This window comes from Chryseobacterium sp. (genome assembly GCF_019236175.1).
Taxonomy (GTDB): Bacteria; Bacteroidota; Bacteroidia; order Flavobacteriales; family Weeksellaceae; genus Chryseobacterium.
Map to the genome: position 1 here is coordinate 305,253 of NZ_JAFAJM010000005.1, position 25,577 is coordinate 330,829.

The 25,577-nt window shown below is 37.1% G+C and carries 17 protein-coding genes; 8 read left to right on the forward strand and 9 right to left on the reverse strand.

Annotated features, from left to right (window positions below):
- Positions 1-227: 227 nt before the first annotated feature.
- Entirely contained in the window at positions 228-1,523 is a 1,296-nt protein-coding gene (locus JO178_RS05625) for a hypothetical protein (protein ID WP_291932939.1), read from the reverse strand.
- Positions 1,524-1,641: 118 nt separating this feature from the next.
- On the opposite strand from JO178_RS05625, the gene JO178_RS05630 reads away from it, so the two are divergent.
- The 7 genes from JO178_RS05630 to JO178_RS05660 all read left to right on the forward strand — a co-directional run bounded on the left by JO178_RS05630 (position 1,642) and on the right by JO178_RS05660 (position 10,045).
- The gene (locus JO178_RS05630; RefSeq protein ID WP_291932940.1) at positions 1,642-2,976 is read left to right on the forward strand and encodes a peptide-N-glycosidase F-related protein; all 1,335 of its coding nucleotides are present in this window, start codon (positions 1,642-1,644) and stop codon (positions 2,974-2,976) included.
- Positions 2,977-3,203: 227 nt separating this feature from the next.
- Positions 3,204-3,674, forward strand: a complete 471-nt coding sequence (locus JO178_RS05635) for a DinB family protein (protein WP_291932941.1) — start codon at positions 3,204-3,206, stop codon at positions 3,672-3,674.
- A gap of 328 nt (positions 3,675-4,002) precedes the next feature.
- On the forward strand, positions 4,003-4,740 hold the full coding sequence (gene rlmB / locus JO178_RS05640; protein WP_291932942.1) for a 23S rRNA (guanosine(2251)-2'-O)-methyltransferase RlmB: 738 nt from the start codon (positions 4,003-4,005) through the stop codon (positions 4,738-4,740).
- 34 nt (positions 4,741-4,774) lie between these two features.
- Positions 4,775-5,824: a DUF6263 family protein gene (locus JO178_RS05645; protein WP_291932943.1), complete on the forward strand. Its 1,050-nt coding sequence runs from the start codon at positions 4,775-4,777 to the stop codon at positions 5,822-5,824.
- Positions 5,825-5,917: 93 nt separating this feature from the next.
- Positions 5,918-6,148: a hypothetical protein gene (locus JO178_RS05650; RefSeq protein ID WP_291932944.1), complete on the forward strand. Its 231-nt coding sequence runs from the start codon at positions 5,918-5,920 to the stop codon at positions 6,146-6,148.
- A gap of 30 nt (positions 6,149-6,178) precedes the next feature.
- Positions 6,179-8,716 carry a YfhO family protein gene (locus JO178_RS05655; RefSeq protein ID WP_291932945.1) on the forward strand — a complete coding sequence of 846 codons (2,538 nt, stop codon included), beginning with the start codon at positions 6,179-6,181 and terminating at the stop codon, positions 8,714-8,716.
- A 39-nt stretch (positions 8,717-8,755) separates the two neighbouring features.
- Positions 8,756-10,045 carry a glycosyltransferase family 4 protein gene (locus tag JO178_RS05660; protein WP_291932946.1) on the forward strand — a complete coding sequence of 430 codons (1,290 nt, stop codon included), beginning with the start codon at positions 8,756-8,758 and terminating at the stop codon, positions 10,043-10,045.
- Between the two features lie 68 nt (positions 10,046-10,113).
- Here the strand turns inward: JO178_RS05660 and JO178_RS05665 are convergent, their stop codons facing one another.
- Complete coding sequence (locus JO178_RS05665) at positions 10,114-10,758, reverse strand: hypothetical protein (RefSeq protein WP_291932947.1); 645 nt, start codon at positions 10,756-10,758, stop codon at positions 10,114-10,116.
- Positions 10,759-10,959: 201 nt separating this feature from the next.
- Here JO178_RS05665 and JO178_RS05670 point away from each other — a divergent pair, with 201 nt between their 5' ends.
- Positions 10,960-11,922 carry a YpdA family putative bacillithiol disulfide reductase gene (locus JO178_RS05670; protein ID WP_291932948.1) on the forward strand — a complete coding sequence of 321 codons (963 nt, stop codon included), beginning with the start codon at positions 10,960-10,962 and terminating at the stop codon, positions 11,920-11,922.
- A gap of 61 nt (positions 11,923-11,983) precedes the next feature.
- Here JO178_RS05670 and JO178_RS05675 read toward each other — a convergent pair whose 3' ends face one another.
- From JO178_RS05675 to JO178_RS05705, 7 genes are all read right to left on the reverse strand, one after another.
- Positions 11,984-13,156 carry an MFS transporter gene (locus JO178_RS05675; RefSeq protein ID WP_291932990.1) on the reverse strand — a complete coding sequence of 391 codons (1,173 nt, stop codon included), beginning with the start codon at positions 13,154-13,156 and terminating at the stop codon, positions 11,984-11,986.
- A gap of 328 nt (positions 13,157-13,484) precedes the next feature.
- Positions 13,485-14,198, reverse strand: coding sequence for a 3-ketoacyl-ACP reductase (locus JO178_RS05680; RefSeq protein WP_291932949.1), 714 nt, complete (start codon positions 14,196-14,198; stop codon positions 13,485-13,487).
- 286 nt (positions 14,199-14,484) lie between these two features.
- On the reverse strand, positions 14,485-16,062 hold the full coding sequence (locus tag JO178_RS05685) for a calcineurin-like phosphoesterase C-terminal domain-containing protein (protein WP_291932951.1): 1,578 nt from the start codon (positions 16,060-16,062) through the stop codon (positions 14,485-14,487).
- 157 nt (positions 16,063-16,219) lie between these two features.
- Entirely contained in the window at positions 16,220-17,668 is a 1,449-nt protein-coding gene (locus JO178_RS05690; RefSeq protein WP_291932953.1) for a SusD/RagB family nutrient-binding outer membrane lipoprotein, read from the reverse strand.
- Positions 17,669-17,680: 12 nt separating this feature from the next.
- Positions 17,681-20,644, reverse strand: a complete 2,964-nt coding sequence (locus tag JO178_RS05695; RefSeq protein WP_291932955.1) for a SusC/RagA family TonB-linked outer membrane protein — start codon at positions 20,642-20,644, stop codon at positions 17,681-17,683.
- A 556-nt stretch (positions 20,645-21,200) separates the two neighbouring features.
- Positions 21,201-21,947, reverse strand: coding sequence for a glycerophosphodiester phosphodiesterase family protein (locus JO178_RS05700; protein WP_291932957.1), 747 nt, complete (start codon positions 21,945-21,947; stop codon positions 21,201-21,203).
- A gap of 142 nt (positions 21,948-22,089) precedes the next feature.
- Positions 22,090-25,188, reverse strand: a complete 3,099-nt coding sequence (locus JO178_RS05705; RefSeq protein ID WP_291932959.1) for a carboxypeptidase regulatory-like domain-containing protein — start codon at positions 25,186-25,188, stop codon at positions 22,090-22,092.
- Positions 25,189-25,577: the final 389 nt, after the last annotated feature.

Genomic DNA, 25,577 nt, shown 5'->3' on the forward strand with positions numbered 1-25,577 from the left:
ACTTGCATTAATCAACACAATGAATGCCATTTTTGAGTTAAAGTTTGTTAAATATTCCGTATAAAAAAGCGCTGCGGTACTATACCTCCTGATTTTCTTACAAATAAAACAAAATCCGGATGACTTCTACTGTAATCTGCCAGATTTGCAACATTCCCATCGAAAGTAAAACAAAAATGTTGCGATAATTATTATCACAACATTTCTATTGTATGGCAACAGATTGATTAAAGTTTAGTAATGGCAATCGTAAATGTACCTTCCGGAACATCTACTGTTTCTTCATAAGACCCGACATTGATAAAATATTCTGTTCCGGCTGCTGTTGTAATGGTACTGGTTTCAGCACCGCCTGCCCCTGCATTATCTACATTATCCACACAGACCAGATTAGCACAGGTTCCACTGTAAACATCCAGTTGAGCATCAAAAGTACTTCCTGAAGGCATCGTGATTTTAATGGTAAACTGACCTCCGTCTCCTACAAACTTAAACCAGGTCCCATCGTTCATTGCATCAGCACAAACTGTTATAAAGCCGCCATTATTTGTAGCTGAAACTGCATCATCCTGCGTATATGTATAAGGAAAAGCCGATGCCAGTAATGCTCCGGAACAGGCATCATTTACGGGTACCGGAGGAATTGTTTTAAACACAATATCTGCACATCCGGAGGATGCCACATTTGATGAAACAGAAGTCACTTTCAGATAATAATTGGTACTGGGATTAAGAGCTACAGACGGCGTAAAATTAGTTACCGTTACCGATTGTTGATTAATCACATCTGTTCCTCCCGGGCTTGTTCCCAATGAAATTTTATAAGAATCTGCTCCTGAAACAGGAAGCCAGCTAAAATTTGGAGCCAAAGGAATCAATTGGGCATTATTTACGGGATAATTCACAAAAGGACAAGCAGGAGTAGCGCCCGGCGTAAGTCCTAAAACACTGATTGCAGATTTATAATCCGCTCTTATTCCTCCCGGAGGAGAAGCGGGATCTACCACAGCACGATCTCCTTTATAATAAAGGGTAGAATACGGCATATGCGGATAAACATAAAAAGCTTCATCAAAATTATTAATATCAATACTTGGCGAATTTTCTTTCGTTGCTATCACTAAATTGTCCGTATTATTATAAGCAAACGGTGTTGTAAATATCACCTGCACTTTACCGTTATTTTTAGTAACAATCCCCGAAAACACCTGAGTCAGCTGCGAAGAGGGAATCCAGTCTGCACCTGATGTAAAAGCTGTTTTAGCAGTATGTCCGAGATAAATCGTCCAGTCTGAAGAATCAGTAATAGTAGATGAAGGATTTAAATAAAATGAAAGTCCGGTGATATTTCCGGCCGCATTGGTATTGAGTTCCTGTTTAGGATAAATCTGCTGAACATAGGAGTAGGAAAAAAAACTACTCACCGGTGCCGTACCTACACTTGTACTCCCTATGTTTAAATTAATCTGAGATTTAAACATCAATACTGATAACAATAAAAACAGAAGTAAACTTTTCTTCATTATTAATTAAATTATGATTGGATTCGATGCTAATTTAATAATAAAAAACCAAATTTTACAACAAAAAAATTACCATTTTAAATACTTCTTTAATATATTTGCATCAAACACCAATCATATGTACAAAAAGCTATTTTTTTTAAGTCTATTTTGCGCAGGCCTTTTCCAGTCACAAACAACCGCCGTGAATCTGATTTCACAAGCTGTTTATTATGACGGATATGCAGGTCCTGTATCGGATCCCGTTCCTTCAGGATTAATCAGGCTGGCCAATACAAGATATGCAAGAAAACTTACAGACACTGAGCTGAATTCATTTAAAGCAAAAATCGCCATGAGAGTCACTATTGGTGCCCTTTGTGACAATTATGACCGTTTAGGAAGTGTTTTTTTAGCAATGGTTCCGAAAAACCAGCCAACTTATGCGTTAACCGACACAAACGTTAAAAGGATTGAGGTAGGCAGATACATCACCCCTTTTATGAATAAGAACCGTTCTCCTCTTGAAGTACCGTATACTTATGATCTGAGCAATTTATACAGCGTATTTCATAACACGGAACTTCGTAATCTGTATGATATGTACATGGAGCTGGATGTTTTTGGAGTACCTTATGCAGCACAAACTCAGGTTTCAGGATGTACAGGAAGAATTGATGTTTTTACGGGAACCCTTAGTTTTTTCTCCACTGATGCAGGAGCAACGCCGAGTGATTCCAATACACTCATCCCTATTCTGAGCTACAGCAGATTAAATAACTACAACAGCACCGATACAACAGGTGAAACGGTAAGAATTGTCAGTTTTAATTTGCCAAACGCAGTTACTGATGCACGCTTTTTTGTCATCTCAACACCTCACGGTGCCAACGCCGGAGGTGAAGAATATATAAGAAGGCAAAATTATACCTATATCGATGATGTACAGATGCTCACTTATACTCCGGGAGGAATTTCCTGTGAACCCTACAGAGTATACAATACCCAGGGTAACGGAATTTATGGTGCCACCCCGAAAACATTTGACGACTGGACCTCATGGAACAACTGGTGTCCTGGAAATTCTGTACCCATCAGAGGATTTAGCCTCCCTACCATGACTGCCGGCAATCATACTTTAAAGCATACGATACCTACTGCTGTTTTCAATCAGCAGCAAGGAGATGTTTATTTGTCTGTTTATATGCAAAGCAAGAGCAGTACGACTTTAGATGTAAAAGATATTAAGACAATTGATGTCAATATATATCCTAATCCTACTTCTGATTTTGTAACGATAAAATCAAAAATAGATGTAGCCTCTGTCACTCTGTACAGCATGGATGGACGAAGACTGTCAGAAACATACAGGGAAAACAAAATAGATCTTTCCGGATACACTGCCGGTGTTTATTTTCTAAACATCAGCATGAAAGACGGAACGACATTCAGACATAAGATTATCAAAAAATAAACAACAGAAAAACGACTCACCTGATGAGTGACCTGAAACTAAAAACCCTCCTTTTAAACATTTCTAAGGAGGGTTTTATATTTATATTTTATGGACAAAATTATATATTAAGGGCAATAAATAACACTTTTTATCAAGAATTAAAAAACTTTAACTTTAATCCTCCTTACAAAAAATTGTCATTTCCAGTTTATTAAACTATTTTTGGAGATTAAAAATTTCGCAAAATGAATTATCATTTTCAAGCGCACAGACAAGTAAGAAAAAACCTTTTAGATATTCTGCAGAATACTTCTCACGAGGACCTTCTGTTTATTCCTGATGGGTTCAACAATAATATATACTGGAATATTGCACATACCGTTGCTACCCAACAACTTTTGCATTATTATCTGAGTGGTAATCCTTTCCGAATTGATAAATACTGGATTGAGACTTACAAAAAAGGAACGTTACCTAATCTTAATGTTCAAAAGTCGGAAGTGGAAGATCTGGAATTCCTGCTTACAGAAACATCAAAGATTTTAATGAAAGACTATGACAGTGATTTCTTTTCAGATTACACGCCCTATACCACAAGTTTCGGAATGGATCTGAAGAGTATTCAGGATGCTATTATTTTTAACAATATGCATGAAAGCCTCCACTATGGATATGTGATGGCACAGAAGAGGGCTATTTTAGGCGAAAAGTATTAAATATTTAGGATTCAGGGGGGTAAAGATATGGGGGGAAATACCCTATCAAACAACTAATCTTAACAATAATTTTAAACAGTGTAACGCCATTAATGGTTTTCAGGAGCCGGAATGAATACTATTGCTGAAAGGTCTGAAAGAAACCGGATTACAGTTTCACCGGGATTCTGACAGGAATTTTATTTCCGGGAAAAATTTGAAATACCAATTGAGCCCACAGAAACATTAAGTAAAAAGATCAGCTCTTTTATAAAACATTTAAATACAACAGATTTAAGAGGTATAAAGTACAAACTTTACACCTTATATATAAACCTTATACAACTCAATGAAAGACGATTTTATTTTCGGGCTGCGTCCCGTGATTGAAGCAATTGAAGCGGGAAAAACGATTGACAAGATCTTTGTGCAGAATGCACTTCAGGGTCCTATTTATGCTGAACTGAAAGCCATTTTAGCGAAAAATAAAATACGTCCCAATTATGTACCGGTTGAAAAACTGAACCGCTTCACAAGAAAGAACCATCAGGGAGTGGTTGCTTTTATTTCAGATGTTCCTTTTCATAAAGTAGAAGACATTGTTCCTCAATTATTTGAAGAAGGAAAAACTCCATTCTTATTAATTCTGGACAGACTTACTGATGTAAGAAATTTTGGAGCCATCTGCAGAACTGCAGAATGCGTGGGAGTGGATGCCGTAATTATTCCTGAAAAAGGAGCAGCTCCTATCAACTCTGATGCCATTAAAACTTCTGCAGGAGGAATTTATAATATCAAGATCTGTAAAGAGAATAATCTTGCACATACGGTAGACTTCCTTCAACAGAGCGGAATCACAGTGTATGCGGCAAGTGAAAAAGCTCAGAAACTAATTTATGATGTCAACTTCACAGAGCCTTGTGCTATTGTTATGGGAAATGAAGAAACAGGGATTTCCAAAGAAGTATTACACCATGCGGATGAAAAAATCAAGCTGCCTATTGAAGGAAAAACTCAGTCTTTAAATGTTTCCGTAGCATGCGGAGCAATTTTGTATGAAGCAGTGAGACAGAAGATTTTGAAATAAATTATTCGATAACACAACATTAAAAAAATAGACAATGAAAAACATAGCAGCAATAGCTCTCATCTCATCTATAGCCCTTGTATCTTGTAAAAAAGAAAAAGCCACCGTAACTAAAGTAGATCCTAAAACCGGAAAAACAGTTACGGTAGAAGTTCCGGCTGATTCTGTAGCAAAAGTAGCAGAAAACCCTGCTATCAGAGACTCTGCAGGAATCGTCACCCAGACTTTTAAGCTTGAAAAAGGAAAAACATACCCTCTTACAACGTATCAGAGAGATGTAAAAACAATGACAGATCCTCAGGGGAAATCTATTACGGCAACCAGCGAATCTACGGATGAAATGAATTTCACGGTAAACGATATCAAAGGAAATGTATATGACATTACTCTGAATCTTGTTGCTAAAAGAAGTTCTCAATCTGCACAGGGAAAAACCATTGTTGTAGATACCAAACAACCTATTCCTAAGGAAGATGACCTTAAAATGATCTGGAATATCAACCGTGCTCTTACCGGAAATAAGCTTGATATGAAAATGGACAACAAAGGGAATGTAATTTCCATCACAGGTTTTGATGCTGTTTATACCAAGGTATCCACAGCAGTAGGAACTCTTATCAAAGATGCCAATCAAAAAGCAAGTGTTGTATCAAGCCTTAAAGAAACTTTCAATGAAAAAGTATTGAAGGATCAGTTTAATAAAAATTTAACGATTATTCCTAAAAAAGGAGTTAAAATCGGAGAAAAATGGACAACTTCTGAAAATGCAGACGCAAGCGGAGCTATTAAAGTAACATCCAATTATGTTCTAAAAAGTTTAGGAAACGGAGCTGCAGAAATTACAGTATCCGGAGGAATTCCTAAGAAAACAGAAAAGAAAGCTCAGGGGCCTCTTACGCATAGTTTAAGCAGCGAGCTTGTTCAGAACGGGACCATTAAGTTTGATCAAAGTTCAGGATGGATTACTAACCAGAATATCAATGTAGTGACTACACAAATCGAAACGATTTCGGACGGAAAACAATCTCAGTCTATGAAAAGTGTTTCAAAATCTTCTGTGATGGTAAATCCTTCTGCAAAATAATTCAAAAAAGTATTTGAAGACTGTCATGTTTAAAGTTTGAGATTTTACACTCAGACTTTAGACTTTACCTCTTCAATTTTAAATTTTAAAATTATGAAGTACATTCTTGAGCTCGTACTCACTGCCATTATTATTTTCTTTGTCTGGAATATTCTGAAAAGAATTTTCTTCAAGACATTTTATAGTTATCGGTTCAACAATAACAATAATGAGAATAATAAACAGCAGGACCTGCACGGTTCAAATAAGAATAACCAAAACCTCAATTGGGATGCGGAAACCGTAGACTATGAAGAGGTAAAAGAGAATAAAGACAAAAGGTAAAAATTCCAAGAAATAAAGATAATAACCAGCATGGCTAAAAATAAAAACTTAATCTACATTGCAGCGTCATTAGTTGTATTTATAGTTTTAGCATTTTTATATTCTACTCCTGTATTTACAGGTAAACAGCTTTTCCAGCATGATATTGTGCAGTACAGAGGAGGAGCGAAAGAACTGCTCGATTACAGAGCCAACACCGGAAATGAAACCTACTGGAGTGATTCCATGTTTGGCGGTATGCCCACTTACCAGATGGGTAGCCAATTCAAAGGTGACATCATTAAAAAGATTGACAGCAATCTGAATTTCATGCCAAGACCGGTTAATTATCTGTTTTTGCTTTTTGCTGGTTTTTTCCTTTTGGGAATGGTGGTTGTCCGAAACTGGAAGTATGCCTTACTGGGTGCCACTTTTTTTGGACTTTCAACCTATTTTTACATTATTATTGCAGCGGGACACAACGGTAAAGTAAATACCATTGAATACTTTGCTCCGCTTTTAGCCGGTATTTTACTGGTATATATCAGAAAACAATACATCTGGGGGTTCATTGTCACCACTCTTTTCATGGGACTACAGGTAGCAGCGAATCACCCGCAGATGACCTATTATCTGTTTTTAGCCTTAGGATTTTTATTCCTTTCAGAGCTGATCAGGGCCATTCAGAAAAAAACTCCGATGAAGCATTTTCTTATTTCTTCGGGAATCATTGCAGCATCTTGTCTTATCGGGGTGGGAATGAATTCGCAAAGAATTATGGCTAATGCTGAATACATCAAAGAAACGGTTCGTGGAAAGCAGATCTTAACCAACGACAGTCATACTTCAGGAAAATCCGGAATGGATAAGGAAAGTATGCTGATGTGGAGCTATGGAAAACTGGAAACTTTAAATCTTTTTATCCCAAGGCTAATGGGAGGAGGAAGCCAGGAACCTGAAGCTAAGGAAATGATGAATAAAGTTCAGGAACTTGTTCAGGAGAATGTAGGCTCACAAGCTGAAATGGATAGAATTTCAAAAGGGTTTAACGGAATGACCTACTGGGGCGATCAGCCGGGAACATCAGGACCGGCTTATCAGGGAGCTATTGTATGTTTCCTTGCAGTATTAGGGTTCTTTTTTGCGTGGAAAAAATACCGTTACTGGATTCTGGGCGCTTCAATTCTGACCGTTTTACTGGCTTGGGGAAGTAACTTTATGCCGTTGTCAGACTTCTTTATAGATTATGTTCCCTTTTATAATAAATTCAGAGCTCCGTCTTCAATTCTTGTGGTGGTAGAGCTATTATTTCCTCTTATTGCTATTTTGGGATTATACAGGTTTTTCACAGATGAGAAACTGACAGAAGAATACAAGCAGAAGATTTTAATGTACGTAAGTGGCGGAACATTAGGTTTATTGCTTATTCTTTTAATATTCGGAAAATCGTTATTGGGATTTGCAACAGAGGGTGAAAAAACATATTTTCCTCCTTTCCTTCTTGATTATCTTGTAGATGAAAGATACAAGTTATTTAAAATAGATGCCATTAAAGCATTTATTTATGTAGCCATCGCGGCAGCTGTTTTATTCTTAAGCTTAAAGAAAAAACTGAATCAGAATATCGCTTTAATTGTTATCGGAGTGGTAAGTTTATTCGATTTATGGTCTGTTAATAAGCGTTATCTGAATGACGACAATTATGTAGACAAAGTTTTTGCCGAAAACCCTTTCCAGACGGAAGGTTCTGATTTACTGGCTGAAAAAGTTCAGGCAAACCCAAGCTTATCGTCCATTCTAAGTAGTGTCAATGTAAATAAAACATTGGAAACCATTGCTGAAAAGGATAAGGGACACTACAGAATTTTCAACAATATTTTAGGAACATTCAGCGAAACCAATACTTCTTACTTTAAATCTTCCATTGGTGGGTATCATGCAGTAAAACTGAGACGATATGATGATGTAATTAATGAATATTTCCAGATTATGGATTCTGTGAAAGTTCCTAATGTTTTAAATCTTTTAAATGCGAAATACTGGGTAGTAGGCGGTCCTGAAAAACCTCAGGCAATGCCCAATCCTAATGCCAACGGAAATGCATGGTTTGTAAGTGACCTGAAATTTGTCAATACTCCTAATGAAGAAATTAAGGCAATTGGGGTGATCAACAATAAAAAGACCGCTGTCATCGCTTCTTCTGATAAAGAATATTTCAGTAACAAACCTGTTCAGGCAGATTCTACAGCATTTATCAATCTGACGAAATATCAGCCAAACGAACTGGAGTTTAAATCTCAGTCTAAAACACCACAGCTGGCTGTTTTTTCTGAAATTTATTATCCTCACGGCTGGAAAGTTTTAATTGACGAAAAAGAAGTTCCTTACATTAAAGCAGATTATTTGCTTCGTGCGGTACACGTCCCTGCCGGAGACCACCATATCAGAATGATATTTGAACCTGAAGTCATTGAAAAAGGAAAGTGGATCTCACTTCTTACATTCGGATTATTTATTCTGTTATCTGCTTTCGGAATTTTCTGGATGAATAAAAACAAGAAAAAGGAAATTGCTTCGGAAAAAGGATAGCATTCAAAAATAAAAAATTAATGTTGATTACTTAAAGTAATGGAACAAAAAAAAATATTGATTATCACCTATTACTGGCCTCCTGCGGGAGGTCCTGGTGTTCAAAGGTGGCTCAAGTTTGCCAAATATCTTCCTGATTTTGGCTGGAAACCGGTGATCTATACTCCGGAAAATCCGAGTTATCCGTTGGTGGATGAAAGCCTGATAAAAGAGATTCCTGAAGATATAGAAATCGTGAGAACCAGAATATGGGAACCTTATCAGTTGGCTGAAAAGCTTAATAAAAGCAATAAAAAATTTAAAGCGGGCCAGTTTGATGTAGGTAAAAACCAGAGCTGGAAATCTAAACTTTCCATTTGGGTGAGAGGTAATTTTTTTATTCCTGACGCCAGAGTTTTCTGGGTAAAACCTTCCATTGCATTTTTAGAAAAATATTTAAAAGAGAATAAGATAGACACAGTGGTCACTTCAGGCCCCCCCCACTCTTTGCATCTGATCGGCTTAGGACTTAAAGAAAAGCTTCCGGGTCTTAAATGGGTTGCTGATTTTCGTGATCCGTGGACGGAAATTTCTTATTATACGCATTTAAAATTGACAAAGAGCTCTGATAAAAGACACCGTCAGCTTGAAAATGCAGTATTTAAAAATGCAGATATTACACTGGCAACGAGTTATACCGATGCGGAAAATTTCCGGAAAGCCGGAGCTAATGCAGTTTGTATTACCAATGGTTTTGATGCAAGTGACTCAGGTGAACGATCTGAAGAAAGCAACGAAAAAAAAACGTTTACATTAAGTTATATCGGTGTTTTGGAACAACTGAGAAATCCTGAAAATCTATGGAAAGTACTGGATGAACTGGTGAACGAAAATGCTGAATTGTCCAAAAATTTCACACTGAAATTCGCAGGAAGAATCGATGATAAAATTATGAGTTTCATTGAAAATTCCAGCCTTAAAAATCACATTCTCAATCTGGGCTACCTTTCTCATGGCAAAGCTGTTGAGGAAATGCAGAACTCAGATATCCTGTTAATCACTAATTTCCCCAATGATTCATCAAAAGGAATCATTCCGGGAAAAATATTTGAATATCTGGCTTCCGGAAAACAGATTTTATCATTTGGACCGGATAAAGCCGATGTAGCAAAAATTCTGGAAGAAACTCAGGCCGGAAAACATTTCGGTTATACGGATTATGAAATGGTAAAACAATTTATTCTAGACAGATTCGAGCTTTGGAAAAACGGAAAACTTTCTCAAAACCCCCAGTCTATTGAACAGTTTTCAAGAAGAAATCTCACAAAAAAGTTAACTGAAATTCTATAATACAAAAAAGCGGAGGTTTGAAAAAAGAAATTAAAATCTTTCTCCCGACCTCCGTTTTTTATTTTTAGTTATATAGTCCATTGATCATTGATGACAGCGACCAGATAATAGGTACCCTGAAATTCTTCAAATACGAAACGAAGGGTTTTCCAGTCCATTTCACCATTTTTCCCGGATCCTTTGATATAGTTTTCAGTAAAGTTTGTTTTAGGATAAATTTCCTTTAGATTATTCAGAGAGTTTCCCCCTCCTAAAAATTTATTTAACGAATACTGAGACGTTGTAAAGTCTTTTGAAAAGACCCATTTACCGAGATAATCATTAATTGTCGCTTTATACTGATCTCCTGAACCATCATGCGCTCCCCATGTAAACAAGGTTTTTGTAGGCTGATATTTTTCAAAATCAGTTTTGGAAAACTGTTTATCTTCTTTTGGATTCACAAAAGCGTACATTGAAAAACGTACTCCCTTTTCCGGATGAATGAATTCCCCAAAAGCTTTATAGTTTTTAGTTTTCAACGCCTGTAGTACCTCATCATTTACTTTTTTCAGAGAAACTTCCTGCTCCGCTTTATTCTTAACCGTTCCTATACTATCTGTTTTTTTTGCCTGAGCAACAGAATCAATAACATTAGGAACCGGTTTTCCGGCTTCTTTCTTACAGGCTACAGCAAGGCTCAGAACGAACAGAGAAATGAGTAGTTTTTTCATATTTTTATTTTTGTAGTTCATAAAAAAAGTCCAAAACTGATGCCATTACAAAATCCCCTCTGGTAAAGCTTTTATTAAGCGAGCTAAAGCCCGTCTCTATTGATAAAGAGCTCCGGTATTGATATCTGTACTCTAGCATCTTGGCTGTTGGTTCTTAACTCTCATATCCATACTTTACAAATTACATCGTACCTTTGTTATATGGAAGTATTGGATATTCTTATTATAGGAGCGGGCCCTATTGGTTTAAATTGTGCTATTGAAGCAGATAAAAACAACCTCAGCTATTTGATTATTGAAAAAGGGACTATTGTGAATTCATTATATCATTATCCTTTATATATGAGATTCTTTTCTACCGCAGAAAAACTTGAAATTGACGGGATCCCTTTTATTTCCACTGCTCCAAAACCGGGAAGGCAGGAAGCCCTGGAATATTATCAGGGAATTGCCAGACAAAAAGATCTGAATATTCACCTGTATGAAAAAGTATTGAAGGTTCTTAAAATTGATGATGTTTTTGAAATTGAAACCACAAAAGGAAACTATTTTGCCAGGAACGTAGTCATTGCTACAGGATTTTATGACATTCCGAATCTGATGAATATTCCTGGTGAAAATCTTCCTAAAGTTAAACATTATTATACAGAGCCTTATCCTTATGCCAGACAAAAAGTGGTGGTGATAGGATCCAGTAATTCTGCCGTTGACGCAGCTCTTGAAACCTATAGAAAAGGTGCAGAGGTAACAATGATTGTTCGCCATTCTGAAATTTCAAAAAGTGTTAAATACTGGGTAAGACCTGATATTGAGAACAGAATTGCCGAAGGGAGTATCAAAGCCCACTTTAATGCTGAAATTCTTGAAGTAAAGGAAAAAACGGTCTCTTTTAGAGATCATAACCATGACATCCGTGAGATTGAAAATGATTTCGTACTCGCGATGACAGGTTATCTCCCTGATTTTGAATTCCTGAAAAATTCAGGTATAGAACTGAATGGGGACTGTCTCAATCCTTATTATAATATGGAAACTATGGAAACCAATGTTCCTCATCTATATCTGGCCGGAGTTGTCTGTGGCGGTAAAGATACCCATCTCTGGTTTATTGAAAATTCAAGAATACATGCTGAAATAATTCTGAATAATATCCTTTCGAGATAACAGTTATCTTTCTTTATATGATATCAAAAAAAGTCACAAATTCTGTGACTTTTTTTGTATATTATTTTGCATTGACTTCTTTATCTTTCAGCATCCATGGAACAATAAAGTAAAAGGCTACTGCAATAGCTACCGCTAATGCCCCTGTTCCGATCCATAAGGTATTAAATCCTAACTGATCGGCAATTAATGTTCCTATATAAGGCGTGATAATAAATGCTATTGAAAAGGACATTCCGTTCAGCCCCATATAAGCTCCTTTATTGTTTTCTCCTGAGCGTAATGCCGTAATCGTTGACATAAAGGGTAATGTCCAGATTTCTCCAATACAAAGCAGAGTCATTGAGATCAGCAATGCGACCATACTATAATCAAAAGCGAGCATGGCATAGGAAAATCCACAAAGGAAAGTACCCAGTAACATTGTAAAGCCTAAGGTAAAATACTTTTCTGCCAGTTGTACAAATCCCATTTCAAGCAATACAATCAGAAATCCGCTATACCCCAGAATGAATCCTATATTTTGTTGACTCAGATGAGCGGTGTCTTTATAAAAAATCGTCAATGTACTGAAAAGCTGGAAGAAGCATATTGAAAACAACATACAAAATACACAGTACATCAAAAATTTACGATCCTTATAAGGGGAATGTTCTTTTTTAACGGCTATAGCTTCTTTAACGTTTCTCGCTTTTTTCTTAGCCAATATTGTTCGTTTTCTAAAGAACCAGATATACATTAATCCGGCCAGTAAAGCCGCTAAGGCATTACTGAAAAATAAGAACTCATAGGAGATTGCCGAAAGAATTCCACCTAATGCAGGCCCGATGGAGAATCCTAAATTCACCGCCATCCTGTTTAAAGAAAAAGCCCTTGTAATATTCTCCGGTCTGGCATATTTTGTAATTGCAACTGAATTGGCCGGACGGAAAGTTTCACTGACAATACTTTGCAGTAAAATAATACATGCCAGTCCTGCTTCAGTTTTAAAAAGAGGAATAAGACAAAACAAAGGTACACTCAGTAGCAGGCTTAAACTCTGCACTTTATATTCACCGATCTTATCGGTAATCATTCCGCCAAACCATGAACCTATCACTGAACCTATTCCAAAAAAGCTGAGAACAATTCCCGAATTTTCAATGCTAAAATGTAAATGGTCTGTCATATAAACTCCCAAAAAAGGAAGTACCATAGAACCCGCCCTGTTGATTAGCATTACCAACGCCAGCATCCAACTCTCTTGCGAGAGCCCTTTGAAAGAACTCGTGTATACGTTAATTAATTTCACAATAATATTTGGGGAAAATTTTAAAATGCAAAGTTAGAGAAAATAGCTCATATCCCTCTGTTGTGAACCTTAGAAATTTCATTCTTCAGCTTGTTTTTAAAGGCTTTATGATATTTAACAAAAAAGATTTTAAAATAAAAAAGCCGGAAGAAAAACTTCCGACTTTTATAAGGTAAACCTTTATTTATTCCGAATTCAATAATTTAAAAATCAGGAAATACAAAGTATATTGGTTTTAAATTCTGAATTTGAATCTTAAATTTTAAACCCATTATGGATTTGTAGAGAAAATAGAACCATTGGCAATCAATGCTCTTCGGTTCATTTTAAGAATATCTCTCACCCATTCTGCAAAATCTTCAGGTTGTAAAACTTTATCAGGGTTTCCGTCTGTAAGCCCTCCCTGAATACTCATATCTGAAGCGATAGTACTTGGCGTCAATGTAATGACACGGATGTTTTGTTTTCTCCATTCCGCCATCATCGATTGAGATAAAGACACGACTGCTGCTTTGGAAGCGGCATAAGCTGACATATTTGGTCCCCCTTTCAAACCTGCTGTGGAAGCTACGTTCACAATATCACCCTCTCCTTTGGCTTTCATGAACGGGTGTACTGCTTTTGCAGCATAATATACACCGAATAAATTGGTTTTGATCACCTGTTCCCAGGTCTCAGAAGACATTTCTTCAATACTTCCGAAATCTCCGATTCCTGCATTATTGATCAGGATATCTACTCCGCCAAGTGTTTCAGCTAATGAGCTGATTCCTTCTTTTACAGCTGCTTCGTCGTCAATATTAAATACGGCATATGCAGAATTTACGCCCAGTTTCTGAATTTCATCCACTGTATTTTTTAAGTTTTCTTCGTTTCTTCCTGTAATGGCAACGTTCACCCCTTCATTCGCTAAAGCTAGTGCCACAGCTTTTCCTAATCCTCTTCCGCCCCCTGTTATGATGGCATTTTTTCCGTTTATATTCATAATAGTAATACTTTTCGTACAACAAAGTTACGAAACATCATTTTTATGGAAGGGCAGCAATGCGGATTTAATAGTTTTTTAATGGTTTTAAAATTCTACCTTACAGCAGCACAAACCAAACAGATCAGACCTTAGTTTTTTTCAACGACAGCATTATATCCTATGTTGCTAAGTGGTTACAGATAAAAAGATGTATTGTTCTCTTTTACACGCAAAAATAAAAACCGGCTCATGATGAACCGGTTTCAAAAATCTAAAATTAGTATCGTAAAAAAAAATGAAAAGATTAAGGAATCTGGATGGAGCTCTGTACTTCAAAATCTTCTGAAGCGGAGAACTGATTTCCATACATATCAGAAGCTCTGACCTCAACTTTATGTTTTCCCTGTGTCAATTTTTTTGGAAAATCAGCTTCCCAGATATGTTTTGACATTTCAGGATTGGAAGGTCTTCTTCCCGGAAATATTTTTTCTGTAGTGTCCCATTTAAATACTGAAAGCGCAAAATTAGGATCTATGGTTTCATCATACGTCATTGTTTCCCAGACTCCATTGTCTATTCTGTATTCTACTTTATCTTTTTTGCTTCCCATAAAAAAATTAGCCATTATTTTCGCTGAGGTTTTTGACGGATAAGGAATCACCTTCGGAACGTATAATTTGATCTGATAATCTTCCGGTTTTCCGGCTGTTTTATATTTTACCTTATATTGATTATCTGTAAAACTGATGAATGAATATCCTTTTGCTGTTCCGTCTCTCATAGTAGAAGTAGGCAGTCCTTCTTCATCAGCCGTACCGGAATACCAGTCACCACAGGTTGTTCCCACGTTATATTCATGCAGTTCCTTAACGCCATTCCAGCCAGCTTTTTTACCGTAGAAAATCTGTTGTTGAATATGAGTGTGTGCCGATAAAAGTAAAACATTCCGGAAAGGGTTTAAAAAATCAAATAATTTCTGGCGATCTGCATTTCTAAAATTATCTTCATTTTTATGCTCCAATGGAATATGAAAAGAAACCACGACAAGCTTGTTTTTATCTACCAGTTTTAAATCATTTTCAATAAACTGCAGCTGATCTTCACGGAATCCGCCCCAATATCCTTTTCCGTCTCTCGGATCCGGATACAGAATATCATCCAGAATGATAAAGTGAACATTTCCGTAATTAAAAGAATAATTGGCCGGCCCGAAATTAGACTCAAAAGTTTCATCAGACAGACGGTCTTCTTTTGCATCATAGTTCATATCGTGATTTCCCATCACATTATACCAGGGCAGCCCTACTTCTTTCATGACATCAGCATAAGGCTTTTGAAGACTTAAATTATCACCTACCAGATCTCCCAGACTGATTCCCAATACTGCATTTTTTTTCGTGTTTTTCACTTCATTGACAATTCCTCTTTTAAAATAGTCAAGTTCTTTTTCCGTATACGGCTGAGGATCGCCAAAAACAAGAATTTCGAAATTTTTATTTTCATTCTGCCGATACAGGGGAAAATTCAGTTCTTCGGGAAGATCTCCGGTAGGCGCTACTCCTTTATATTTAAAATCAGCCGGTGAGCCTTTCGTTTTATGGTGATAATAAAACTGGGGAAGATTATTAGAATTGAGAGCCGTCTGATACCCTGAAGGTTTAATGACAAAAATAGTCTGATCATCCTGAACCGGTAAGCTGTATCTTCCGTTTTTATCGGTAAGTACAACCTGAATTCCGTTGGAAACCGCTACCCCTTCAATTCCTTTTTCACGGCTTTCTTTTTTTTGGTTTTTATTACTGTCTTCGTATATATAACCGGAAACAGAAGTTTGGGAAAATGCCATTGCAGTAATCAGCATACAAGGCATTAAAAATTTCATTCTGGTATTCATTTTCTTTATTCTAAAAATTAATTTGACAATACGTTTTGGCTAAAGCCAATGGAAAGATTCTTTTATGTTTGGACGGGCTAAAGCCCGCCCCTATTGATAGATATTATCACTACTCTTCTTTATTCTTGGCTCTAGGCTCTTGGTTCTATTTATTCCACCACATTTTTACATTGATATTATCCCCACCCATTGATTGTACCGCTGCATTATAATTCTCCGTATTCATCACTTTTGTAGTGGTAGGATACATGAATCTGACAGGCATCTTACCTCCGTTCTGAAGTCCTCCGTTATTAGGCAACACGGGTAGTTTTGTACGTCTGTACTCATACCACTGCTGATGATCTACAAAAAACAGGGAGATATATTTCTGAAGCATAATTTTTTCCAGAGAACCGTCATAAGCGACCTTCATATTACTGAAATAATTTGCAGGAACAGTTGCTCCCCACTGCTCAATAATAGATTTAACACCAGTTTCATAATAGGTCTGCTGATTTCCTGCGATAATTCCTCTGTTTACCAATTCTGCCAGGATAAACTGAACCTCGGAATAGGTCATGATCAGTATCTTTAAAGGGGCTTTTGCAAGATTCTGATTCAGATTGGAAGGCTGATAGCTGAAAGCTGTTCCCAATGCATATCCGGACGGAGCTCCTTTATATCCAAGATCTTCTCCGGTGGTTGCTTTAGCTTTAGTAAAAAACATAGCCAGCCTTGGGTCATTATTATCTTTCAGGGCATCCACAAAAAACTCACCTGCAGCCCTGTAGGCGGTAAAATCCTGTGGTCGTGCAATGGGAGGTAAATACGGTGACACTCCGGAAAGCGGCAGTACAGCACTGTCCGTATTATTTTGAAAAACAGGATATTGTGTAGGATTATTAACAATTTCCTGAATTCGTTCATACACATTCACTTCTCCGTTTCTGCTAAGAATTCGGGTCAATAATCTTAATGAAAGCGAGTTACAGAACTTTTTCCATCCCAGAATACCTGTCTGGCTGTTGGTATTGGCATTGTAAAACAAATCTGTTTCTGATAATGCCTGTGCTGTATTAAACAATGAGTTGGCAGTTTTCAGATCATTGAGCAGCTGGATGTAAATATCCTTTTGTTTATCATATTTTGGTTTCAAAATATTGTCTTCAATTTTTACAGATTCAGATAAAGGTACATCTCCGAAAGCGTCGGTAAGGTTAGAGGCAATCCATGCATTTAAAACCATTGCGATAGCCAGATAATTGGTATTCTGCTCTTTGGTTGCATATTTTTTCAGATCACTTACCTGTTTAAGCCATTTATAGGAGGTATTCCAGTAGCCGTTGCCACTTTTTTCGTCCATATAATATCTGCTGTAAGTATTTCCTTCACTCGGAAAGTCTAATGCGATCTGCATGATATCGAACGTAAAATCATCGGCTCTATTATATCCGTAGCTTCCCATTTCATACTGGATCGGGGCAAGAAGACTTCCTACTGAAGGGTCTTTAATTTTACTGGTATCTGTATTGATTTCCTCGAATGTTCTGTCACAGGACTGAAGCATGAAAACAGAAACAGCCAGGGTCAGATTTATGATTATTTTTTTCATTTTTTTAAAATTTTAGAATTTAAGATTTAACTGAAAACCGACAGTTCTTGCCGTAGGCAGCTGTCCCATTTCAACTCCCGGAGTAATGGTGGCATTATCCAGAGTAGCTACTTCAGGATCGAACATCGGAAACTTGGTCCACATCCAAAGGTTCTTTCCGAAGATTGCAATGGTAAGATCATCAAGCCCCAGAGATTTTATGGTCTCTTTCGGAAAAGAATAAGCAATTCTGGCATCTCTAAGTTTAATAAAATCTGTACTGAAACTATTGGTTTCTACATTGGCCCTTCTGTAATAATCTCCGTAGTAAGATGAGGCTGTTACTCCTTTTGTATTCGGGCTGTAAGATCCGTCAGGATTCTGAATTACCCCTTCTCCTACAATCATTCCTCCGGGATTATCCCTTCCGGGAAGTGTAGATTTCAGTTTTCCCTGTTCAGACATTTTGTGATGGGACTGGGAGTAAGCAATACCGCCATACTGACCATCGAATGAGAAACTTATGGTAAAGTTTTTAATCTTGAAATCGTTCTGTAGACCAGCTCTCCATTTTGGAAATGCATTTCCTACTTTTTCAATATCTGCCGGTCTTGCAGGAAGTCCGTTGTCTCCATAAATAACTTTTCCGTCCGGTGTTCTCAGTAATTTGAATCCGTACATATCTCCAAGAGAGCCTCCTACTTCCATTTTGTAGAACACCACATCCCCTACATTGGAAACAATTCCGTCAAAACCTTCAGGTAAACTTATCACTCTATTTTCGTTGGTAGACCAGTTTCCTCCTACTTTCCATGAAAAGTTCTTAGTTTTTACAGCAAAGAAGTCGGCTGAAAGTTCCAGACCTCTGTTGCGGATTTTGCCTGCGTTGATGACTCTTTTGGAATATCCGCTCTCATAAGGCAGAGATACAGGAATGATCTGATTTTCACTTACGTTTTGATAAGCAGTAAAGTTGAGATTCAGTCTGTTTTTAAAAAGGCTGAAATCCATACCGGCTTCAATATTGGTATTTTTTTCAGGTTTAAGGAAAGGATTGTTAAAAGTACCTGGTGCTACTACACTCCCTGTAATATTACTTGCTGTATAATAGTTATCCAAAAGATACGGATCGCTGTCTATTCCTACTTTTGCCCATGAAGCTCTTAGCTTCCATAGATTAAGAGTATTAGTTTTCAGATTAAAAATATCTGAGAGAATGAAACTGGTACTTACGGAAGGATAAAAGAATGATCTGTTCTGTTTTGGAAGTGTGGAACTCCAGTCATTTCTTCCGGTAATATCCACAAATATCTTATTATCATATCCCAGGGTAAGCAATCCGTAAACACTATCTACATGTTTATCTCTTGGTATCGGATATTTAACCGGAATGGAAAGTGCATTGGTAAGATTGTATTCGCCTGCTGTTTTTAACCCGATGGCCTGATAATCTGTCATCAGGTACTCATTATAGCGGATACTTCCTCCTACTGATGCGGAAACACTTAATTTGTTCCAGTCTGCTTTATAAGAGAACAAAAGATCATTATTATATTCGTGGTTTTTGATAAACTGTTCTCTGTAAAATCCTTTCAGGTAGTTGGCAGAGCTCCATGGTCTTTTGGTTGTTCTCTTTTCATTCAGAATTTCTATTCCTGACCTCAGCATTAAGCTGAAATTGCTGTTAAACTGATAATCTGCAGTGATATTTCCTGTAATGGTTTTCTTTCTGACACCATTCAGCATTTCGTAAGCGATCAGATAAGGGTTATCAATATACGAACTGAATGGATGGATCTGATCAATCTGTACCTGTCCCGGTTTCCAGATTGGCTTATACCATTCAAGGTCCACATTCGGATTTTGGAAAATCATGAAATAAGAAATCGACTGGTTATTATATCCTGTCGCAGGAAGATTATCACTGGTAGTAGTATTATAAGCAAATTTTGTTGATATTTTTAATTTTTTGGTAAGCTGATGGGCAAATGATAAAGCAAAGTTGAACCTGTCAAATCCTGTATTAGGCATCATCCACTCGTTGTTAAGGTAAGTAAGTGAGGTTCTGAAACTGGTTTTCTCGTTTGAGCTTTCTACGGAAATACTGTTTGAGTAGGTAGAGCCTGTTCTCCAGAAACCTTTGATGTTATTTTCATAAGGTCTCCACAATTGTCTTCCATTACTTTGTCCCTGTAGATTGGGATCATACTGGAAGTAATATTGTCCCGCAAATTTAGGTCCGAAAGCACTGCTTGTTCCGCCAGTACTAGGTCCATCTGCAGAAAGACCGTAAGAATAATAGAAATCACCGGCTGCATTTTTTGCCTGTGTTCCCTGTCCGTATTCATATTGCCAGTCCGGCCATTTCAATACCGTATCAAAACTCGAAGAGGAATTAAAGGAGACCCTCAGTCTTCCGGATTTTGTCTTTCCGGATTTTGTAGTAATCATTAATGCTCCGTTAGCAGCACGGGATCCATATAATGCAGCAGCAGAGGCCCCTTTCAATACGGTTACAGATTCAATATCATCCGGGTTGATGCTGTTTAGTCCGTTTCCAAGATCAATAGGAACATCACCTCCGGAACCGGCTCCATAGGCTGCGGTACCAGACCCCGTTGTAGAATTCCCCATCGGTACTCCATCTACTACAATCAGGGCATAATTATGGTCCATCATAATCGATTTTTCACCTCTCAATGTAATTCTGGAAGTCCCCAGAGGTCCGGCTCCTGCAGTCTGAATCTTAAGACCTGCCACTTTACCTTCCATCGACTGGGCCCAGTTGTTGTTCTGGGTTTCTTCAAATGTTTTGGCCTCTACCTTTTCTGCTACATACCCCAACGCTCTGTCGTGCCTTTTGATTCCCAAAGCAGTGACCACTACCTCATCAAGTCCTTTAATAGTGTCTTTTTTAACTTTCTGCTGAGCTGTCAGTTTCACACTGATCAATCCTAACAGTGACAAAACCAACAGCTTTTGTGTCTCTTTACGCATATCCTTTTTTGTTTGCGCAAAATTAAAACGACATTATGATTGAGATTTTAACAACATTTTAACATTTATTAAAAATTTATTTAATTAAATATTAAATTATTATTAACGAAAACAAGCATAACATTGACTCATAACCGTTTATGTCATTAAGAATTTTTAACGCTTTCCTCCTGTTTTATTTGCGTATCTTTATTGTCCGCCCCTGAGAAAATAGAATCACAAGCAATTAAAACACTTATTTACAACAACTTAAATAAAAACCTGATTTTAAACACAATCCGCCAGCCTGTTTTTCAAAATTTCGGGATACAAAAAGGGCGTTAATTGCATCCATGAAGTCATCTGGCCTGATCAGAATAAACAACGTCAGGAAATAACAATTCTGGCCATAAAAAACGATATCCTTCTTTGTTTATCGTGGAAATAAAGTACAACTACTCTTTTGATTGTAAGCATAAAAAAAATCTGCCTCTTAAAAGAGACAGACTATACACATTGCAATATTTATTTTTTAATTTAAATCATCCGGATTAATGATTGTAAGTTAAAATAATATTTATTTATTTTTCAGCTGTTCAGGAATATTAGTGGTCACAAAACCAATTCCCTGCTTTTTTAATTCGTCATACACAGCCACATCATTTACCGTCCAGGAATTGGTGATTAAACCTAATGCCTTCGCTTCTGAAATCCATGTAGGATTTTTCTGGAAAACACTATAATGATAATCCATACCGTCAAGGCCTTCTTTTTTGATTTGCTCAGGTGACAACTCTCCATTCAGATACTGAACTTTAAATGCCGGCTCAAGTTTCTTGATTTGCTTACAAATATTCAGGCTGAAAGAAATAAACTCAGTCTGAGATTCCAGTTTCATATCCTTGATCATTTTGATCGTTTTCTGAGTAATCACATTCTCTGTTTCAGGAGTCTTATCCGGCTTAATTTCAACAATCAGTTTCACAGACGGATCTTTTTTCCCTTGTTTCAGGTAATCTTTTAAGGTAGGAAACTTTTCCCCATTCGATAATTTTACAGCTTCTAATTCTTTGAAAGAAGCATCAGAAATCTCCATATTTCCGTGGTGCTCATCATGGTTAATGACCAGTACACCGTCTTTTGTCATTCTCACATCAAATTCAGATCCGTAAACCTTTAATTTTTGAGCATTTTCCAATGATTTAAGAGAATTCTCCGTTGTAGGCGGCTGAGCCTGGAAATAACCTCTGTGTGCTATGATCTGGGTTTGTGCTTTCATTAAAACTGTACTTAAAACTGCTAAGCCTAAGATAAAATTTTTCATAATATAAATTGATAATTAAAAAACCAAGTCCTGAGACTTTCGGATAAAGGTAATTATTTTAAAAAGCTTTAAACTACAAAAGACGCAAAACTTGTCAATTCTTCCTACATCTCGTCTTTTATAGTCTATATTCTGTATTTTCCTAGAAACTGTACTTCGCTCCGATCTGGATCTGATACGGGTTTCCTCCTAAAGGTGCTAAACCACTGGTATTTCTATCATATTCAAACTGTTTGGTAGTCTGGTTAAATCCGGTAATTCTATAGAGTGACATTGTGTTGTAGGATTTGTTTACTCCCCATTCTTTATTAAGTAAGTTGGCTACGTTGAAAATATCGACGGAAAGTTCAAATGCTCCGATTTTATCAAATTTAATTTTCTTAGCGATACGTAAGTCCCAAACTCCGTAGAATCCATTCTTACCACCGTTACGCTCCGCAATTTTATTATTATATTCAGAGATATAATCTTTCAACGCCTTTCCTACTTCAGGATCATTTAAAAGCGACCGCGTAAGATTATTAGGGAAGATATAGGCCAGATCATTGGAATCTACGAAATCTCCATTAATATTTCCTCCGGCTGTTACAGAGAAACGGGTTCCTCCGATTCCCGAATACCTGATTCCTAAAGTGAATCCGGCAATGGTAGGTGAATTACCATAGATCACTACCTTATGGCGGAACTGGTTATCAGAATAGGTCATTCTTAAATCTCTGGGATCGCTCTGAACCATTGTGGACAATGTTGCAGAATTGGCAACGTTACCGTTGTATGAAGTATTATCTCTAATATCAGACCATGTATAACTGGCTGTAATTTCTCCGTCTTTCCAGTAACGGTAGCTGGTATCCGCTACAAATGAGAACTGGTTGACTTTACCGTCACTTACCAATTCCAATACTCTTCCGAAATTATTGTTGATTCTTCCATCCTTCCAATCCACTTTACCGTCACTTGTTATTTTATATGCCGGAACAAATACTCCTCTGTCTCCTTCATTCGCCAGAGTGAAAAATGGAGTGGTTTTCATATTTCTGTCGTAGTAATAGTAATTGTTTCTACCCAAAGCCATATAAGCGGCCAGTCCTGCCCTGAATCTTTCATTAAAGAAGTGGGTATAGGAAATGTTTGCTTTGTAAACAATCGGGATTTTAGCATCTTTACCCGTATAGTTAATCGTCGGAATCTGCTTATCGGAAAGCGTAGGCACAGTGTTATAATCGTTTCTGTAGCTCTTGAAATCTGGGAATGGAACATCATTACCGGTTACATCAACTGTTGCCAAATGTTTTCCGTCAAATACAAGATTATTGATAATCATATAATTGTTGATATCCGAAGAGAATATCCCGGCTCCGAATTTTAAGAAGTCTTTATTCTGCTCATTGATATTCCAGTCAAACTGAAATCTGGGCTGGATGACGAAGGATTTGATTTTATTATCCGTTCTGATTCCCATTTCATCAAATAATTTCTGATTGAACTCCGCCTTTGGATACCCACCATAGTCTAATCTAAGACCTGCCATTAAATCAAGACCTTTGCCAATTTTAGTCTGGAACTGTCCGTAAATACCGATATTCCAGATATTAGATCTTACTGACGGATCATCCAGCAAAGGAACTTCTCTGTAAAATCTGTAAGGAATGAGATTTTGGAAATTATAAAGGTTATTATCTGGATTTTTTTTCGGATCTTCTCTAAAATGAAATCTTCCGTTCACCTCACTTCCGTAAATCGATTTTGAAGTCGTATACATTAAATCAGCACCGAATGTATATTTTACTTTATCGGTATTGTAATATACGTTATCTACTACCTGAAACACATTATTTCTGAAATTTTCCTGACCGAAACGATGGCCGCCGATCTGAATATTGGTAGCCCCTACTCCCGGAGAAATGATATTTTCTACAATAGCTCTTGGAACTGGCTTTCCTAATTCCGTATTCTGGTAGCTATTCTGAAAAGTATAGAGATACTGAGCTTTCAATTCATTGGTTAAGTTGGACTTCAGATTGGATCTTAGGGTTAGTAGCAAACTATTATCCAGGTTTTTATCATTTCCGTAAGACTCAAAGAAATTAATATTGGTATTATCAGCTAGCCCATTCTTGTTAAAATCATAAGTAAAGTTATTCCTTAAAGTCAATAAATGCTTTTCATTGATCTGCCAGTCTAAACGCAGGAATGCAGCATCAGAATTTCTTACCCTGTCAAAGCTTCCGAATTGCGGATTGTTGCTTACCCCGTATTTAGCTCTTGCAATATCCAGAAATTTATTAAGAGTTGCCGGTGTTGTATTGAATCGCTTTTCGTCATCCTGAGATCTGATATCTGCAATGATCAGCGGTCTTGAGTCCAGCTGATGATCCCAGGCTACGAAGAAGTGGAGTTTATTTTTGATAATGGGCCCGCCCAATGAAAATCCGAACTGAGAGGTTGAGAAATCGTTTTGTCTCTTATTTCCTCTGATATCGTACGGGCTGGACAGCCAGTTGGTTCTTAAATATTCCCATGCGCTTCCTGAGAATTTGTTGGTTCCCGATTTGGTAACGGCACTGATGGTACCCCCTCCGCTTCTTCCTAGTGTCACGTCATATTGGTTGGTTGTGATTTTAAATTCACGTACTGCTTCGATGGAAATAGAAAAAGGGGCACCGCTTCGGCTGGTTGTAGATCCTGCAGAAGTAGGATTTTTAGCCGTCATCCCATCAATAGTAAAATTGGTGGAAGAGCCAAGTTGTCCGGATAAGTTCCCTCCTTTTCCGCTCAGCGGAGATAATTCCGCAAGGTTGGTAAAGTTTCTGCCGTTTACGGGAAGGATCCCGATATTTTTTGCAGAAATGGCGGTAGCTGCTCCAAGGTTTCCGATTTTGTTTTTAAGGTTTCCGGTAATTTTTACTTCTTCAATATGCTTTTCATTTCCCAAATCCATATTTACTGTAACCTGATCTCCAAAATTAACGTTGTACCCTTCCTTTTTATCTTCATTTACGATAACAGTATAAGGTCCGCCAAGAGGAATTTCTTTAAAGATATACTCCCCTTTTGAATTGGTTTCCGTTTCCGTTCTGAATCCTGTAGATTCGTTAACGATCGTTACTTTCACTTTTTCCTGAGCCGTACTTCCTGGCCCGGTTACTTTCCCTACAATAGAAGCTTGTGTTGTCTGTGCGTACGACAGCGTTCCAAGTCCTAAAAACAATAATCCCAGTACAATCTTTACTTTTTTCATTACCTCAAATTAGATGTGCAAAGGTATTTTGTCTTTAAGAGCTGCCTGTTTAAGATAGTTTTAACATTTTTTTAATTAAACTGAAACGTTATGTTAATTTATTCTAAACGCTCAAAATATCCCACACAAAATCATACAGTTGCGATATATTACCAATTATTAATGTTCATACATAGTTTAATTCTGTTATTTTTTAAATAAACGGGTTTGCAAAATCTTTTTTTGATCGCATAGTCTATAAGTTCATAAAGATTATTAAAACTTAGCTAAAAAACTTATGACATCCCGCTAAATAAAATGGCTTTGTGCGTGAAGGCAGTCTGAAAAATGTTTATAGAAATCCCATTCGTATTCTAAGTGTTTTAAGATTTTCATGCCGAATTTCACAT

Coding starts and splice junctions, on each gene's coding strand:
- JO178_RS05625 (WP_291932939.1), bottom strand. CDS start 1,523: ATGAAGAAAAGTTTACTTCTGTTTTTATTGTTATCAGTATTGATGTTT.
- JO178_RS05630 (WP_291932940.1), top strand. CDS start 1,642: ATGTACAAAAAGCTATTTTTTTTAAGTCTATTTTGCGCAGGCCTTTTC.
- JO178_RS05635 (WP_291932941.1), top strand. CDS start 3,204: ATGAATTATCATTTTCAAGCGCACAGACAAGTAAGAAAAAACCTTTTA.
- rlmB (WP_291932942.1), top strand. CDS start 4,003: ATGAAAGACGATTTTATTTTCGGGCTGCGTCCCGTGATTGAAGCAATT.
- JO178_RS05645 (WP_291932943.1), top strand. CDS start 4,775: ATGAAAAACATAGCAGCAATAGCTCTCATCTCATCTATAGCCCTTGTA.
- JO178_RS05650 (WP_291932944.1), top strand. CDS start 5,918: ATGAAGTACATTCTTGAGCTCGTACTCACTGCCATTATTATTTTCTTT.
- JO178_RS05655 (WP_291932945.1), top strand. CDS start 6,179: ATGGCTAAAAATAAAAACTTAATCTACATTGCAGCGTCATTAGTTGTA.
- JO178_RS05660 (WP_291932946.1), top strand. CDS start 8,756: ATGGAACAAAAAAAAATATTGATTATCACCTATTACTGGCCTCCTGCG.
- JO178_RS05665 (WP_291932947.1), bottom strand. CDS start 10,758: ATGAAAAAACTACTCATTTCTCTGTTCGTTCTGAGCCTTGCTGTAGCC.
- JO178_RS05670 (WP_291932948.1), top strand. CDS start 10,960: ATGGAAGTATTGGATATTCTTATTATAGGAGCGGGCCCTATTGGTTTA.
- JO178_RS05675 (WP_291932990.1), bottom strand. CDS start 13,156: ATGCTGGCGTTGGTAATGCTAATCAACAGGGCGGGTTCTATGGTACTT.
- JO178_RS05680 (WP_291932949.1), bottom strand. CDS start 14,198: ATGAATATAAACGGAAAAAATGCCATCATAACAGGGGGCGGAAGAGGA.
- JO178_RS05685 (WP_291932951.1), bottom strand. CDS start 16,062: ATGAAATTTTTAATGCCTTGTATGCTGATTACTGCAATGGCATTTTCC.
- JO178_RS05690 (WP_291932953.1), bottom strand. CDS start 17,668: ATGAAAAAAATAATCATAAATCTGACCCTGGCTGTTTCTGTTTTCATG.
- JO178_RS05695 (WP_291932955.1), bottom strand. CDS start 20,644: ATGCGTAAAGAGACACAAAAGCTGTTGGTTTTGTCACTGTTAGGATTG.
- JO178_RS05700 (WP_291932957.1), bottom strand. CDS start 21,947: ATGAAAAATTTTATCTTAGGCTTAGCAGTTTTAAGTACAGTTTTAATG.
- JO178_RS05705 (WP_291932959.1), bottom strand. CDS start 25,188: ATGAAAAAAGTAAAGATTGTACTGGGATTATTGTTTTTAGGACTTGGA.